Origin of the sequence: Microbacterium sp. Se63.02b, from assembly GCF_014171575.1 — a bacterium.
Classification (GTDB): Bacteria; Actinomycetota; Actinomycetes; order Actinomycetales; family Microbacteriaceae; genus Microbacterium.
The window spans coordinates 1,300,297-1,315,246 of the sequence record NZ_CP050453.1 but is presented as its reverse complement, the minus strand read 5'-3'; the positions used below and the strand labels follow the sequence as shown (position 1 = coordinate 1,315,246).

Sequence of the window (14,950 nt, the reverse complement as noted above, 5' to 3'; positions counted from 1 at the left end):
ATGAAGTCCGCCCTGGGCCTGTCAAACGGACACGGCCGGAGCGGGCACGAGAGAAGGGCGATCGGATGTCGGAGCTGAGACTGCGCGGAGACCTGGACGCGATCCCGGGCTACAAGCCGGGAAAGGCTGCACCGCAGTCCGAGACGGCAGACGCGGTGCACAAGATCTCCTCGAACGAGAACCCCTATCCTCCGCTCCCCTCCGTGACGGCGGCGATCGCCGACCAGCTCGCCCACATCAACCGCTACCCCGAGACCGCGGCGACCGCCCTCACCTCCGTGCTGTGCGAGCGGTTCGGGGTCGACCCCGTCAACATCGTGCTCGGCAGCGGCTCGGTCGAGGTCGTCTCGCAGCTCATCCGCGCGACCGCCGGCGAGGGCGACGAGGTGCTCTTCGCCTGGCGCTCCTTCGAGGCGTATCCGATGCTGGTCAGGGCGGCCGGCGCCGTGCCTGTTCCCGTGCCCCTCACCGCCGATCACCGGCACGACCTCGACGGCATGCTCGCAGCCATCACCGAGCGCACCCGCCTCATCCTCGTCTGCAACCCGAACAACCCGACGGGGACGACCATCGGCGAAGCCGAGCTCGACCGATTCCTCGCTAGCGTGCCCTCCGACATCGTCGTCGTGATCGACGAGGCGTACGTGCAGTTCAACGACCGCACGGACTCCCCGGTCGGGATCGAGCATTTCCGCCGCCACGCCAACGTCGCCGTCGCGCACACGTTCTCGAAGGCGTACGGACTCGCCGGGATGCGCGTCGGCTACGCGATCGCACCGGCACCGCTGGGCATCGCGCTGCGCAAGGTCGCCATCCCGTTCGGCGTCACGAACCTCGCACAGACCGCCGCCGTGGCCTCGCTCGCGGCCGAAGAGGAACTCGGTGCGCGCGTCGCGTCGCTCGTCGCGGAGCGCGAGCGCGTGATCGCCGCCTTCGCCGCAGCCGGCTTCCCGCTTCCGGAGAGCAAGGGCAACTTCGTCTGGCTGCCGCTCGGCGAGGCGACAACGGCCGTCGCCGAACTGCTGGAGCGTCACGGCCTGCTCGTGCGCCCGTTCGCCGGAGAGGGACTGCGCGCCACGGTCGCCGAGACCGAGGCCAACGACATCCTGATCGCGCTCGCGCCGGAGATCGCCGCCTTCGTCGCCGCCTCGCCGGAAGTCGCCCCCGCGCTCGCGAGAAGCTGAGAGCACGGTGTTCCTCGGACGGCGTCACTCCCGAGGAACACCGAGAACCGGGTGAGGGCGGCCTCGACCGCCGCCGCGTCCGCCGGGGTGTCGAACAGCTCGGGCGGGGTGTCTCTGGCGGCCGTCGCGTGCGTCCAGCAGCCGATCACGCGACCGTCCTCGACGAGCGTGGCGCGCACCATGCCGTTCTTGCCGGGGCCGATGGCGGACAGGTGCTCGGGCGCCGCGACAGCCGTGCGGTCGGCGTACGAGATGTAGTACTCGTCGAACGCGCCGAGGGCGAGCACACTCGACGCACCGGCCGGACGACGCGGATGTGCGCGCGCGACGAACAGCCCGTCTTCGACCTCGGTCACACGGGCGGCGGCGTGCACCACGGCCTCGCGGGACTGCCCGAGAGTGAGACCCGACCACCATGCGAAGTCGGCGACGCCGGCGGGTCCGTGCCCGTCGATGTAGCGCACGAAGAGCTCGGCGAGAGGGTCGTCCGGCCGCGCGTGCTCCCGGATGTGCTCGTCGACCAGCACGAAGCGCTGCTCCCTGGTGATGCCGGCCCTCGCGACCACGGGTCCCTGGCAGATGAGGCCGTCGATCGTCAGGGTGAACAGCAGATGGATGCCGCGCTGCCCCGTAGGGTCGATGCCGACGCTCTGCAGGATCTCGAACACCTCGGCCCGCGTGCGCCCGCCGTCTCGCAGCTGCGGGGTCAACGCACGCACGGCCGCGGCGATCATGTCGTCGTCGATGCCGAGGTCGCGATGCCGAGAGGCCGCCTGCTGCCGCTGCCGCCCCGCCGTGACCTCCAGCATCCAGCCGAGGTCACGAGCCGGCACGGTGTGCAGCGTGCCACGCATGGTCCATGCCCGTACGAGGTCGCCGCGGTCGAACGCCCGATCCACGTCGCGCAGCCGCACATCGCCGCGGGTGCGCACGGCGAGCGCCCACCGTCCGGCCGTGAAGTCCTGGCTCTGCACGGCGAGCATGTGGTGCGCGGCATCCGTCACGGTGCGCGTCGGCGCGGTCAGACGGTGCGATCGGAGGCGCTCGGCGCGAAGGGTCGCGGTCTTCATGACCCCATCATGCCGGGCGCCTCCGACGCGGCGCAGGGCGGTCAGCCCTGCAGGGTGACCTCGCGGCGCTCCGGGAGCACGATCGGGTGCGAACCGGCCATGACCTCGAGCACCCGGATGACCTGGCACGAGTAGCCGAACTCGTTGTCATACCAGACGTACAGGATCAGGGTGTCCTCGTCGGCGATCGTGGCGAGCCCGTCGACGATGCCGGCACGGTGCGAGCCGACGAAGTCGGTGGAGACGACGTCGGGGCTCTCGACGTAGTCGATCTGCTGGCGCAGCTTCGAGTGCAGCGAGACGCGGCGCAGATAGTCGTTGACCTGCTCCGTGGTCGCTGGGCGCTCGATCGTCAGGTGCAGCACCGCGAGCGACACGTCGGGGGTGGGTACACGGATCGAGCTCCCCGTGAGCTTGCCCTCGAGCTGCGGGAGGGCTTTCGCCACGGCCTTCGCCGCGCCGGTCTCGGTGATGACCATGTTGAGCACGGCAGAGCGCCCGCGCCGGTCGCCCTTGTGGAAGTTGTCGATCAGGTTCTGGTCGTTCGTGAACGAGTGCACCGTCTCGACGTGCCCCTTGACGACGCCGTACGCCTCGTCGATCGCCGCGAGCACCGGCGTGATGGCGTTCGTGGTGCACGAGGCGGCCGACAGGATGCGGTCGGAGTCGACGATGGTGTCGTCGTTGATGCCGTGCACGATGTTCTTGAGGGGGCCCTTGCCCGGCGCGGTGAGCAGCACCCGGGCGACGCCCTGCGAGCGCAGGTGCTGCGAGAGGCCGGCCTCGTCGCGCCAGCGCCCGGTGTTGTCCACGACGATCGCGTCGTGGATGCCGTGGGCGGTGTAGTCGATGGTCGCGGGGTCGTCGGAGTAGATGACCTGGATGCGCGTGCCGTTCGCGATGATCTGCTCGGCGTCTTCGTCGACCGTGACGGAGCCGGCGAATCGGCCGTGCACGGAGTCGCGCAGCAGCAGGGACGCCCGCTTGACGAGGTCGTTCTCCGCGCCGCGGCGGACGACGATCGCGCGCAGTCGGAGCCCGCTGCCGCCGCCGGTGTGCGCGATCAGGATGCGCGCGAGCAGACGGCCGATACGCCCGAAGCCGTAGAGCACGACGTCGGTCGGCTCGGCGGCGACGGCGCCCATCGCCGGCGCGAGCACCTCGGCGAGGTACGCCTCGAGGGGCTGGTCGCTCTCGGCGTGCTCGGCGACCAGCCGCGCGACGTCGAGGGAGGACGCACCGGGGGCGAGGGCGCTGATCGCCTCGAGCACCGCCAGGGTGTCTTCGATCGGCAGCCGTTCGTGGCCGAGCTGGGCGACCCGCTCGTGTACCTCGACGAGGCCCGTCGCCGAGAGCCCGAGCAGGCGGTGGCCGTGGAGCGAGGTGACCACGTCGTGCTCGCGGCGGAGCGCGCCGATGAGCGGGATCATCCGCTCCGCCAGCTCTTCGCGCTCTGTCCATCCTTCGCGGTGTGCCGCGGAAGCGTTCATCTGCGTCCTTGCATGTGTGAGCGCGCGCCGAGATCGCCGGCGCGCGAGTTGCCGGGTGAATCGGGGATGCGTCCAGCGTACAAGCCTGAGAACCGCGCGCCGAATCGGCGGCGCTCCGCTCGCGGCACCCGGCATTTTCCGTCTACACTGGTGGAATAATGAGCGAGACACTTCCCGGCGACGACGCCGACCTGATCATCCGCGGCGGTCGCATCCACACCCTCGATCCCGCGGGCCGCACCACCACCGCTCTCGCCGTGCGCGACGGAGTGATCGTCGCGCACGACGCCGACGCCGAAGCGCTCGACGCCTGCGAGGTCGTCGAGCTCGACGGGCGCACCGCGATCCCCGGCATCAACGACGCCCACCTGCACGGCGCGTGGCTCGGAGCCCGCTGGCCGCACCTCTTCTTCTCCGACACCGCGCCCGAGGACCAGCCGTCGGGCCCCCTCGTGACGACTGCGGGCGAACGGCGATCCGCCCTGCGCCGGGCCTGGCGCCTGCTCGCCGAACTCGGCATCACGAGCTACACCGAACCCGGCATCGGTCCCGGCGAGGACGCCGGCGAGACGGGCTGCTTCGGCACCGACATGCTCGACACATACTGCGAGCTGCACCGCGAGGGCGCGCAGACCTCGCGCGTCACCCTCCTGCGACTGTTCGGGACGATCGACGGCGAGAGCACACTCGACGACTTCGAGCGGGGCATCCTCACCCCTCCCCGGCGACCGACCGACGGTGGCTCGCGATCCCCGGCGTGAAGATCTTCGCCGACGGCATTCCACCCCTGGCGACCGCGTGGGTCGAGGAACCCTACGCCGACGGCACAACGGGCGCCCTCCTCACCCGCGGTGGCGCCGATCCCCTGTCCGCGTTCCAGCGGATGGTGGAGCTCGCCGCCACCCGTGGCATGCAGATCGCCGTCCACGCGACGGGCGACCGGTCGATCGCGGAGTTCCTCGCCGTCCTGGAGCACCTCCGCGACGCCCCCGCCCCCGCCGGCCGCACTACGTGGTGCACGGCGACCTGGCCACGCCCGAGCAGATCGCACGCATGCGCGAGGTGGATGCCGGTTTCGCCGTGCAGCCCCTCATCGCGGCGCACACCCACTCGTGGGCCGCCGTGCAGCTCGGTGAGGCCCGCCTCGCCACCGCGTGGCCCCTGGCCGAGATGCTCACGTCGGGGACGCTGACGACCGTGACGAGCGACGCCCCGATCGCGAGCCCCGACTGGCGACGCGGCCTCGACGCCGCGCTCGCCCTGCTCACCGACGCCGGGGTCGTGGACGACGCCGAGACACGGCGACGGCTGTTGCGCACGATGACCGTGGATGCCGCCCGTCAGGACGGCGCGTCGGCCTGGAAGGGATCGCTCGCCCTCGGCAAGGTCGCCGATCTCACGGTCCTCGACGAGGATCCCCTGACGCCGGGACGCGCGTTCTCGTCGCTCGGGGTCGACAGGACCATCGTCGACGGCCGCACGGTCTTCTCCCGCGACTGAGCCGGGCGTCCGGCGGCGCCGCGGCCCGGCGACCCGGACCGACGCACGCACGCACGAAAACGGCGGGCGGCATGTTCACGCATGCCGCCCGCCTCTGATCCCCTCGGACCAGTCTGCGGCCCCGACGCCGGGCTCCCGACGTCGGGGCAGGTCTCACACCGCGGTCGCGACCAGCACCCGCGGGCTGCCGGGCAGGGCGACCTTGTCGCGCACCACCCAGCCGGCATCGGTCAGCCAGCCCCGAACCTCGGACTCGGGATACACGACCGTCCCGTCGATCACGAGGTACTCCCCCGCGTGCAGCGCGTCGATCCCCCGCTGCTCTGCGTCGTCGTCGAGGAAGAAGTCGAGCACGGTCAGGGTCGCGTCCGGAGCCGCGGCCGCCCGCAGATTGCGGAAGATCTGCGCGTTCTCCTCCGCCGAGAACCGGTGGATCACGTGGTTCGCGAACACGGCGTCGTACTCCCCTGCGGCGTCGCGGTCGCCGTGTCCGCGACCTCCACGGCCGTGCGGTCTGCGAGCCCCGCCGCCGCGACCGCCTCGACGATGCCGTCCTCGAAGCCGGGCGCGTAGACGAAGGTCGTGTGCAGCGCCGGGTTCTGCGCCATGACCGACAGCGCGAAGTCGGCGGAGAGCCCACCGAAGTCGAGCGCCCTGGTGGCGCCGGAAAGGTCGAGGTGACGCCCGAACTCCTGAGCGTGCAGCCGGTTGTACGTCATGACGCCGGCCATGAACGTCGCCCACCGGGCGTCGTCCATCTGGAGGTCGCCGGGCTGCGTCGTGTCGACGGTGTGTGCGAACTGGAGCCAGTGCGGGTAGCTGATCTCGTCGAGGAAGGTGAGGAAGGGGGCGAGGTCGATCGCCGCGTCGTCGCCCGTGAGGTAGGCGGCGGCATCCGGGGCGACGGCGTAGCGGCCGTCGGCACGGAGCAGGAGCCCCTTGGCCGCCATGGCGTCGGCGAGCAGACGGGCGATGCGCTCGCTCACTCCGCACGCGACGGCGATCGCCGAGACCGTGTCCGAACCGTCGGCGACAGCGGCGAACAGGCCGATGCGGCTGGCATGGAAGAGCTGCTTCGACGCCATGTAGCCCGTGGCGATGTCGAGGATCCGCGCGGCGTCGGCGGTGGGGGTGTCGGTCATGGTGATGGCCTTTCGTTATTTATCTACAACTGTGGGAATTAAAGGGCAGGGAGGGGCCGACTGAACGAGACGCGCTCAGTCCGACAGGAAGGCGCGCGTCGCGGCACGGAACTCGGCCGTGTGCACCGCAGCGACGTGGTCACCGGGAACACGCTGCGTGTGCGCATCGGGGAGCAGCCGGGCGAGATCGTCGATCCCTGCCGCCATCGCGTCGTCCATGCCGCCGAGCAGCAGCGTCGGCTGCGCCGGCCCGTCCGACCCGGCGACGAACGGCTCGGAGGCCAGCCCCTCGACCAGGTCGACGAGCTCCGCCGGCCGGTTGCCCTCCTGCGATGCCAGGTGCACGATCATGCCGGTGAGCGGATCGGCCGGTGCAGCGCCGCCCGACACGCTCGCGCGCGCGCGGCGGCGAGGTCGACGAGCGCGAACGGCTCCCCCCGCGCTGAGGCCGCCGAGCACGAGACGCCGCACCGACACCCGCGGATGCCGCGCCAGATCCCACGCGAGTCGCGCTCCGAGGGAGTAGCCGACGAGGTCGATCTCGTCGGGACCCACCGCCGTCGCGAGTGCGTCGAGCACCGTCGATGTGGGCGCGGTGCCGAGCGACGGACTCGCACCGTGCGCGGGAAGGTCGACCACGACGCGGGGGCGGTCGCCGAAGACACCCGCCCACTCGCTCTCGGGCCAGTCCTGCGAACCGCGCGAGGCGAGGCCGTGCAGGAACGCGACAGGCCGCCCGGTGCCCGGGTGCCGCTCGACGAACAGGGGTGTGGTCATGAGGCGCCGTCCTCTCGGATCCGGCGCACCGTGCTCAGCGCAGGCGTGCCAGGAACTGGTCGATGTAGTTCTCGTAGTCGGCGATCCGCTCGCCGTCGGGGTACATGAGGTTGATCACGGTCGCACCGACTGCGACGGAGATGAACTCGTTCGCGAGGGACGCATAGTCCTGATCCCGGATGACGCCGGCATCGCGAGCCGCTTCCATCCGCTCGACGAGCATGTCGCGCCAGCGTCCGAGGTGCGTGCGATACAGCTCCGTGAGCGAGTCGTTCGACATCGCGTACTCCCACAGCGCGAGCAGCACGCGTCCGCTGGCGATCTCTTCCACACCGCTGGGCAGAGTCCCCTCGAGCACCTGCCGCAGCATCCGCTCGGGGGTCGCACCCTCCGACATCGACTCCTGCAACCAGGTGTCGTGCTCGTGCAGCACGGTCTCGAAGGTCGCCGCGACGATGCTCTCCTTGCCCGGGAAATAGTGCTTCAGGGCGCCGTTCGCGAAGCCGGCCTCCGCCGCGATGCTCCGCATGGTCGCGGCCTCGAAGCCGCCCTTGAGGATGATGCTCTTGGCCACCTCGACGATATCCCGTCGACGCTGGTCGTGATCGATGATCTTCGGCATGGGGTCCTTCCGGCCGATTGCGATGCGGGGAGCGATCCGGCCTGGAGCTACCGTACCGCCGCATCGCGCACCTCCCGCAGAGCGAGCCACTGCGCACGTCGCTCGCGTTGCGCGATCGGGTCGGCGACGGGCGAGGCCAGACGCAGCCGCTCGGAGTAAGGATGCCGGGGGCACGGGTGACCTGCTCCCCTCGCCGACCTCCACGAGCTCGCCGCGGTACATCACGGCCACCCGGTGGCAGACGCGCCGGACGACGCCGAGGTCGTGCGAGACGAACAGGTATGCCACCCCGGTGTCGCGCTGGAGCTCGATGAACAGGTCGAGGATCGTCGCCTGCGTCGTGAGGTCGAGGGCGCTGACCGGCTCGTCGCACACGACGAGTCGCGGTCCCCGGACGAGTGCGCGCGCGATCGCGACGCGTTGGCGCTGACCGCCCGAGAACTCGCTCGGGTAGCGGTCCATCGCGGTGCTCGGAAGGCGCACGCGATCGAGCATCTCGCGCACCTTCGCCTCCGCCGCCTTCGCGCCGATCCCCGTGGTCAACAGCGGCTCGGCGAGGATGTCGCCGATCGTCATGGCGGGGTTCAGCGAACCGTACGGGTCTTGGAACACGACCTGCACGTCGTCGGCGAGCGCTCTGCGGGCGCGACCGCCGAGTCGGCTGATCTCCTGACCGTCGAAGCGGATGCTCCCCGCGGTCACGGGCGCGAGGCCGAGGATCGCCTTGCCGAGTGTCGACTTGCCGGATCCGGACTCGCCCACCAGGCCGAGGCATTCGCCGGGGCGATGTCGAGGGAGACCCCGTGCAGCGCGCGGAAGGCGTGGCGGCCACGGCCGTATTCCACGACCAGGTCTTCGACGGAGAGCAGGGCGCTCATGCGGTCACCTCGATTCTCGCGCGGTCCAGTTCGACGCGGCTCTCGACATCGTCGAGGGAGGCGGCGATCAGTTCGCGCGTGTAGTCCTCGGCGGGGGCGGCGAACAGGTCGTCGACCGGTCCCGACTCGACGACGTCGCCGCCGCGCATCACGATCACGCGGTCGCAGATGTCGGCGACGACGCCGAAGTTGTGGGTCACGATCAGCAGCGCCATGCCGTACTCGGCCTGCAGCTCGCGGAGGAGTTCGAGCACCTCGGCCTGCACCGTGACGTCGAGCGCCGTGGTGGGCTCATCGGCGACGAGCAGCGAGGGCTTGCCTGCGATCGCACCCGCGATCAGTACCCGCTGCGCCATGCCGCCGGACACCTGGTGCGGGTAGCTGCGCATCACCCGGTCGGGATCGGTGAGGCCGACGCGGATGAGCATCGCGCGAGCCCGCTCCTTCGCCGCCGCAGCGCTGAGACCCTGCGTGTGACGTAGCGGCTCGATCAGCTGGTGGCCGATCGTGTACGAGGGGTCGAGGTTGCTCATCGGCTCCTGCGGCACGTAGCCGATCGCGCGTCCGAGCAGGGCATGGCGCTGCTTCGGCGTCGCCTTCGTGACGTCGGTGCCGCCCACCCAGATGGCGTCGGCGATCGCCCGGCCCGTTGAGGGCAGCAGGTCGAGCACCGAGAAGACCGTCTGCGACTTCCCCGATCCCGACTCCCCACGATGCCGACGACTTCGCCGGGGGCCACATCGAGGGTGACGCCGTGCACCACCTCGGTCTCGCCGTTCGGGGTGGCGTGCACGACGCGGAGGTTCTCCACTCGGAGGGCGGAGGCCTCGGCCGCGTGCTGCGCGGTGCCGGTCGGTGCGGTGGTCGCCGCCGCGGCGACCTGCGCCGCCTTCCGACGGGACGCCCGAGGCGTCCGTACCTGCACGAGCTCGGCGAGTGTGGACCCCATGATGGCGAGCACCGCGATCGTGAGCCCCAGTGCGGCCGAGGGCCACAGCAGCATGAGCGGGTAGGTGAGCATGAGGCGGAAGCCCTCGAGCATCATGGCGCCCCAGCTGGGGACGTTGGAGTCGCCGATGCCGAGGAACTGGAGCCCGGCCTGCATGCCCATCGCCATGCCGGCGGTGAGCGCGGTCTGAATGATGACCGGCGGGTACACCGCCTTGATCACGTGACGGAAGATGATGCGCCCGTCGGAGAGACCCGAGACGCGGGCCGCATCGATGTACGGCTCGCTGCGGACGGCGAGGGTCTGCGACCGCGCGATGCGGAAGTACCCCGGCACCATGAACACGCCCACCGTGGCCATCAGCAGCTCGAAGTTGTTGCGGCTGCCCGCAGCGACGACGAGCAGGATGATCATGCCGGGGATGGACTGCAGCGCGTCGCTGACCCAGGTGGCGACGCGGTCGAAGACCCCGCCGAAGTAGCCGGCGGCGACACCCGCCGGAACACCGATGACGAGCGCGGTGACGATCGTGATGAGCGCGCCCCACAGGGTCGTGCGCGTGCCGTAGATGAGTCGGCTGAGGATGTCGCGCCCCGTGGAGTCGCCGCCGAGGAGGTGCTCTGGCCCTGGGGGCGCCTTGGCCGCGGCGAGGTCGACGAAGTTCGGGTCCATCGTGCGAGGAGCGGGGCGAGGACGCCGACCAGGACGATGAGGACGAAGATCGCCAGCGGGATGTAGCCGCCGGGGTGGCGCAGGAAGCGTCGGAACAGGCCGGAGCGGCGCTTCTGGGCGGCCTTGTCGAAGGCGACGCGGATGTCTGTCGTGGTCATGCGACGCGCACCTTCGGGTTGATCCAGCCGAGCACGAGGTCGAGCAGGAGGTTGATCAGGACGACGAACACGATGGAGATGACGGTGATGCCGAGGAGCATCGGGATGTCGCCGTTCTGCGACGACTGGTTGGTGAGTTGCCCGAGGCCGGGAAGGCTGAAGATCTGCTCGACCACGATGGCGCCCGAGAGCAGCCCGACGAACATGAGGGCGATCACGGTCAGGGCCGCGGGTGAGGCGTTGCGGAGGATGTGCAGGTTCACCCTGGTCGCGGAGAGTCCGCGGCTGCGGAGCGTGCGCACCCAGTCCTGGCGGCTCTGCGCGATGACGGCGTTGCGCAGCTGCTCGGAGACCGCGACGATGCCGCCGAGGGCGAGCGATATGGCGGGCAGGGTGATCGAGCGCAGCCAGCCCTCGACCGACTGGGTGGGCGGCACGTAGCCGACCGCGGGGAACCATTTCAGCTGCACGGCGAGCCACATCACGAGCACGAGGCTGACCCAGAAGCCGGGAAGGGCGAAGAGCACGACCGAGATGCCCTTGATGATCCGGTCGAACCAGGTGCCGGGGCGGAGACCGGTGATCATCCCGAATGCGACGCCGATGACCGCGGTGATGAGCGTGGCGAATGTCACGACCGAGAGGGTCACGGGGACCTTGATCGCGAGCTGTGCGCTCACGGGCTGGAAGTTGCGCCAGGAGACGCCGAAGTCGAGCAGTGCCGCATGCGAGAGCCAGTCCCAGAACTGTACGAGGAGCGGGCGGTCGATGCCGATCTTCTCGGCGAGCGCGGCCTGCTGCGCAGGGCTCGCCGTGGTGCCGAGGAGCGAGGCCGTCGGATCGCTGATCGCCAGGTGGGCGAGGAAGAACGTGCCGATCGAGACCGCGACGAGCAGGAGGATGCCGGACAGCACCCGCTTCGCCGTGAACAGGAGCATGGGAGCCTCTCGGGAGGTGGCGGGGTCGGAGGGGGAAGGAAGTGCCGGGGCGGCCGTCGTCGCGGCCGCCCCGGCGGGGGCGTCAGCCCTGGGTGATGTAGCGGAGCGTCGGGAACATCATGCCCACCACCGGCTGCAGCTGGATGCCGGGTGCCGTGTAGTAGATGTTGTTCGCCTGGTACCAGACCGACCACCATGCCTGGTCGACGAGGGCCTCGTTGAGCTCCTTGACGGCCGCGGTCTGGGCGTCGCCGCGCTCGGTCTGGACCTTCTCGACGAGAGGGGCGATGACCTCGTTCTTCGCGTAGTCGGGCTCCGGGTTGAACCACTGCACGCTGGTCACCTGGCGGGCGACCGTGGCGACGTCGTTGCCGTCCATCGCGAGGAACGAGATGAACATGGGGTAGTTCGGTGCGTTCAGCTGGTAGTCGGGCATCTGCATGTTGTCCCAGGTGACCTTCACGCCGAGCTCGGTGAGCGCCTGCTCGGCCGAGGGCTTCCACATCTCGAAGATGGGCGACATGGGCATCGAGATGGCGAACCCGTCGGGGTATCCGGCGTCGGCCAGCAGTTGCTTGGCCTTGTCCATGTTGTAGGCGTAGGTCTCGTTGAGCGCCGGGTCGTTGATCGGCCCGCCGTCGGGGAACACCTGGTTGGTCGCGACGCCGGCTCCGCTGCCGACGGCGGCGAGGATGGCCGCTCCGTCGAAGGCGTAGTTCAGCGCCTGGCGCACCTCGAGCTTGCCGAGCGGCTCGCTCTTGACGCCGGTGTGGTCGGTGATGACCAGGCCCGCCCAGCCGGACACGCGCTCGGCCGTGTTCCAGCCCTGCTGCTTCGCCTGCTCCAGGTTGGCGACATCGCCGTACTGCACGTTGATCTGACCGCTCAACATGGCGTTGTGGCGCGCGGTGGCGTCGGTGATCGGGAAGATCGCCAGTTCGGAGAACGGATAGGCCTCGGCGTCCCAGTGGTCGGCTGCCTTGGTGAAGTGGTACTCGGCGCCGGCGACGCTCGTCGTGCTGTCGAGGACGTAGGGTCCGGAGCCGATCGGCTCACTCCCGAGTGTGCCGGCTTCGATGGCGGCCGGGGAGGCGACGTAGCTGCGGCCGAGGCCCATGAAGTAGAGGATCGTGTCGTCGCGCTGCGTGAGGACGATGCGGACCGTGTCGTCGTCGACCTTGTCGAAGGCGGAGACGTTGACGTAGGCCTCACCCGAGCGGGCGCCGGCCTTGAGGTATTCGAGGCTCGCGATCACGGCGTCGACATCGACCGGGGTGCCGTCGCTGAACACGGCGTCGGTGCGGATGTCGAGGTCGATGCTGAGGTCGTCGTCGGCGACGGTCCACTCGGTGGCGAGCGACGGGATCGGATCGCCGTCTTCGTCGAGGGCGATCAACGCGTCGTACACGGCCGACAGGTACGGCCCGTCGAAGCCGATGTCGGCCAGCGACGGGTCCCACGACGTGACGTCGAGGAAGTTGCCGATGTTGAGGGCGTCGGGGCTCTCGACACCGCTGCCGTCGGACGGCGAGGGTGTGGCGCCGCCGCTGCAGCTGGTGAGCGCGAGCGTCGCGGCGACGGCCGCGGCGAGCGCGAGGGGCATTCGTTTCATGGTTCCTTCTCTCGGGTGCAGGGGGTGGTGAAGAAGGTTCGACGTGCCGCTTGACCGGAGGCCGGATCGACGTCACTTCGATGTGTCGTGGTGGTTAGTCTACATGCGTGGAAAAAGAGCGCAAGAGCGTTTCTCGTCCGCGAGGCGCCGACTCATGCCTCGGGGTGCACCGGGCTTGTCCGAGCGCGCAGGCATAGCGGCGCCAGCGGACGTCAGCGCTCAGCCGACGCGCTCAAGCGGCGCACTCACACAGCGCAGCGCAGCCACGCGGCGCACTCACGCGGCGATGTCGAAGCGCGCTCTGCCGCCCAGGCGCGGGACGCGCGCAGAGTCGACCGCAGCGGGCGGCACGAACCACACCCTCCCGCACCCGCCACCGCCGTCGACCCGGATCTCCCATCCGTTGTCATGGATGCGGTGGTGACACGTCTCGCACAGCAGCACCCCGTTCGACAGGTCGGTCGGCCCGCGGTCGCGCTTCCACCACCGGATGTGATGCGCCTTCGTCATCTCCGGCGGCAACCCGCACATCGCGCACCCACCATCCCGCTCCACCAACGCCAACCGCTGCGACCGCGTGAACAGGCGCTTCTCACGCCCCCAGTCGAGCACTTCGCTCGCAGCGCCGAGCACGCACGGGATGACTCCCCCACCCGCGGCCATCCGCCGCGCAGCGCCGATACTGACCGGATGGTCCAGACCGTCGAGGGCTGCCGACCCCGACCCGGACTCGAGGTCTTCGAGGCTCATCCGCACCACGACGGTCGCACCCGCCAGCGGCACCTTGGCTTCACATCCGAGCACGTGCGCGGCGAACACGGCGAGCGCGTCGGCCTGGATCATCGGCACCGTGCGACGGTCGGCATCGCACGAATCGGGCGCGGCAGCATCCTTCCGCGCAGCGAACGCGGCGGTCACGTACCCGCGGATCGCGGTCACCACGGGAGCCGCGGTCTCGACGTCGAGGACCGCGTTCAGATGCACCATCCCGTCGCGCTCGTGGACGGTCAATGATCGACGGGAGCGCTGCTCCTCGAGGCGCGGCTCCACCCCGTCCGGGTCCAACCATGCCTCCGCCCGCACGATCAGCTTCCGCACGTCGTCGAGCGCGAGTCCGATTGCCTCCTCGACCAGCAGCCGCTCCGCCTCGGCGACACGCACCGCCCCGGCCGCCACCCGACACCGGTCCAGAAGAGCGACGATCAAGGCCGCCACCTGCGCGCTCAGCATGCCGGCGCCGAGCGCCTCCCGCACGGCCGGATACCTCGCCGGGAGGGGCGCACCGAGGAGATCGGCCCGCGGTGCGACCGCTTCTCCCACCTTCACGAGCCGAGTCGCATCACCGCGTGACACGCCGACCGTCGCCGCGATCATCGTCGCCGGATTGCGGAACCCCTGCTGCTTCGCGAGGCTCTCGGCGCCCAGCTCCGGACGGGACTCGCGAGAGATACACGCGGCCACCTCGATGTGCACCGCATCCAGCCGCCTCTGCAACACCCCGATGGATGCGCTCACGGCGATCAGCTGCTGCCGGGACAGCTCGCCGGACGCATCGGCGTCTGCCCACGCCTCATCGAGGCGGGACATCGCCTCATGCAACGCGGCCAACTTCGACATGACTCGATTCTACCGGGAATCCCGCACACTTTCGAAGATCTGTTCGAGTCATTCCGGCATGCCGCCATGCCTCGAACCTCGAACCGAAACGGACTGTCCAACCTCGACGACACGGCCCGTTCACCGGCAACAGAGACGATCGAACGCCCGCCTCGCACATGCCCGCCTTCCTCGCCCACACGCCTACACGCCCACACGCCCACTCACCTCCTCGCCCACACGCCCACCTCGCCCACACGCCAACACGCCCTCCTCGCCCACTCGCCCGCACACCCACTCGCCGATGAGGGAATCCCCCACCTCCGCTCCACGTTCTCCCTCCTCGGACCCCTCCACGAAAG

At 70.1% G+C, this 14,950-nt stretch carries 12 protein-coding genes and 5 pseudogenes; 4 read left to right on the top strand and 13 right to left on the bottom strand.

The window, feature by feature from the left end; translation table 11 throughout:
* The first annotated feature begins 65 nt into the window (after positions 1-65).
* Entirely contained in the window at positions 66-1,184 is a 1,119-nt protein-coding gene (locus tag G4G29_RS21575; RefSeq protein ID WP_220174058.1) for a histidinol-phosphate transaminase, read from the top strand.
* A gap of 53 nt (positions 1,185-1,237) precedes the next feature.
* Here G4G29_RS21575 and G4G29_RS06530 read toward each other — a convergent pair.
* A pseudogene (locus G4G29_RS06530) lies at positions 1,238-2,167 on the bottom strand (winged helix DNA-binding domain-containing protein); the annotation flags it as partial.
* 128 nt (positions 2,168-2,295) lie between these two features.
* Positions 2,296-3,744, bottom strand: a complete 1,449-nt coding sequence (locus G4G29_RS06525; protein ID WP_183152222.1) for a glyceraldehyde-3-phosphate dehydrogenase — start codon at positions 3,742-3,744, stop codon at positions 2,296-2,298.
* Between the two features lie 158 nt (positions 3,745-3,902).
* Here G4G29_RS06525 and G4G29_RS21570 point away from each other — a divergent pair, with 158 nt between their 5' ends.
* From G4G29_RS21570 to G4G29_RS21560, 3 genes and pseudogenes are all read left to right on the top strand, one after another.
* Positions 3,903-4,505 carry a hypothetical protein gene (locus G4G29_RS21570; RefSeq protein WP_244632473.1) on the top strand — a complete coding sequence of 201 codons (603 nt, stop codon included), beginning with the start codon at positions 3,903-3,905 and terminating at the stop codon, positions 4,503-4,505.
* Positions 4,502-4,690 (top strand): annotated as a pseudogene (locus G4G29_RS21565) (amidohydrolase family protein); the annotation flags it as partial. The gene G4G29_RS21570 and the pseudogene G4G29_RS21565, both read left to right, overlap by 4 nt.
* A 65-nt stretch (positions 4,691-4,755) precedes the next feature.
* Positions 4,756-5,244 (top strand): amidohydrolase family protein, encoded by a 489-nt coding sequence (locus G4G29_RS21560; RefSeq protein ID WP_244632472.1) that lies wholly within the window; start codon positions 4,756-4,758, stop codon positions 5,242-5,244.
* 153 nt (positions 5,245-5,397) lie between these two features.
* Here the strand turns inward: G4G29_RS21560 and G4G29_RS21555 are convergent, their stop codons facing one another.
* From G4G29_RS21555 to G4G29_RS06480, 11 genes and pseudogenes are all read right to left on the bottom strand, one after another.
* Positions 5,398-5,697 (bottom strand): hypothetical protein, encoded by a 300-nt coding sequence (locus G4G29_RS21555; protein ID WP_244632471.1) that lies wholly within the window; start codon positions 5,695-5,697, stop codon positions 5,398-5,400.
* The gene (locus tag G4G29_RS06515) at positions 5,679-6,386 is read right to left on the bottom strand and encodes a methyltransferase dimerization domain-containing protein (RefSeq protein WP_244632470.1); all 708 of its coding nucleotides are present in this window, start codon (positions 6,384-6,386) and stop codon (positions 5,679-5,681) included. Before G4G29_RS06515 ends, G4G29_RS21555 begins: the two co-directional genes overlap by 19 nt.
* Before the next feature lie 75 nt (positions 6,387-6,461).
* A complete protein-coding gene (locus G4G29_RS06510) occupies positions 6,462-7,163 on the bottom strand; it encodes an alpha/beta hydrolase family protein (RefSeq protein ID WP_183152221.1) in 702 nt (233 codons plus the stop codon).
* A gap of 34 nt (positions 7,164-7,197) precedes the next feature.
* Positions 7,198-7,734, bottom strand: a pseudogene (locus tag G4G29_RS06505) (TetR/AcrR family transcriptional regulator); the annotation flags it as partial.
* Positions 7,735-7,832: 98 nt separating this feature from the next.
* Positions 7,833-8,663: pseudogene (locus G4G29_RS06500) on the bottom strand (dipeptide/oligopeptide/nickel ABC transporter ATP-binding protein).
* Entirely contained in the window at positions 8,660-9,334 is a 675-nt protein-coding gene (locus tag G4G29_RS21550; protein ID WP_244632469.1) for an ABC transporter ATP-binding protein, read from the bottom strand. Before G4G29_RS21550 ends, G4G29_RS06500 begins: the two are co-directional and overlap by 4 nt.
* 308 nt (positions 9,335-9,642) lie before the next feature.
* Positions 9,643-10,122: pseudogene (locus G4G29_RS21545) on the bottom strand (ABC transporter permease); the annotation flags it as partial.
* Positions 10,023-10,442: a hypothetical protein gene (locus tag G4G29_RS21540; RefSeq protein ID WP_244632468.1), complete on the bottom strand. Its 420-nt coding sequence runs from the start codon at positions 10,440-10,442 to the stop codon at positions 10,023-10,025. The gene G4G29_RS21540 and the pseudogene G4G29_RS21545, both read right to left, overlap by 100 nt.
* Positions 10,439-11,380, bottom strand: coding sequence for an ABC transporter permease (locus tag G4G29_RS06490; protein WP_183152219.1), 942 nt, complete (start codon positions 11,378-11,380; stop codon positions 10,439-10,441). The genes G4G29_RS21540 and G4G29_RS06490 overlap by 4 nt, the downstream gene beginning before the upstream one ends.
* A gap of 82 nt (positions 11,381-11,462) precedes the next feature.
* A complete protein-coding gene (locus G4G29_RS06485) occupies positions 11,463-12,992 on the bottom strand; it encodes an ABC transporter substrate-binding protein (protein WP_244632467.1) in 1,530 nt (509 codons plus the stop codon).
* 276 nt (positions 12,993-13,268) lie between these two features.
* Positions 13,269-14,609 (bottom strand): HNH endonuclease signature motif containing protein, encoded by a 1,341-nt coding sequence (locus tag G4G29_RS06480; protein ID WP_183152218.1) that lies wholly within the window; start codon positions 14,607-14,609, stop codon positions 13,269-13,271.
* Positions 14,610-14,950 lie beyond the last annotated feature (341 nt).

Bases quoted from the DNA above. Each gene is read 5' to 3' on its own strand.
- G4G29_RS06525 (WP_183152222.1), bottom strand. From the start codon at position 3,744: ATGAACGCTTCCGCGGCACACCGCGAAGGATGGACAGAGCGCGAAGAG.
- G4G29_RS06480 (WP_183152218.1), bottom strand. From the start codon at position 14,609: ATGTCGAAGTTGGCCGCGTTGCATGAGGCGATGTCCCGCCTCGATGAG.
- G4G29_RS06485 (WP_244632467.1), bottom strand. From the start codon at position 12,992: ATGAAACGAATGCCCCTCGCGCTCGCCGCGGCCGTCGCCGCGACGCTC.
- G4G29_RS06490 (WP_183152219.1), bottom strand. From the start codon at position 11,380: ATGCTCCTGTTCACGGCGAAGCGGGTGCTGTCCGGCATCCTCCTGCTC.
- G4G29_RS21575 (WP_220174058.1), top strand. From the start codon at position 66: ATGTCGGAGCTGAGACTGCGCGGAGACCTGGACGCGATCCCGGGCTAC.
- G4G29_RS06515 (WP_244632470.1), bottom strand. From the start codon at position 6,386: ATGACCGACACCCCCACCGCCGACGCCGCGCGGATCCTCGACATCGCC.
- G4G29_RS06510 (WP_183152221.1), bottom strand. From the start codon at position 7,163: ATGACCACACCCCTGTTCGTCGAGCGGCACCCGGGCACCGGGCGGCCT.
- G4G29_RS21570 (WP_244632473.1), top strand. From the start codon at position 3,903: ATGAGCGAGACACTTCCCGGCGACGACGCCGACCTGATCATCCGCGGC.
- G4G29_RS21540 (WP_244632468.1), bottom strand. From the start codon at position 10,442: ATGACCACGACAGACATCCGCGTCGCCTTCGACAAGGCCGCCCAGAAG.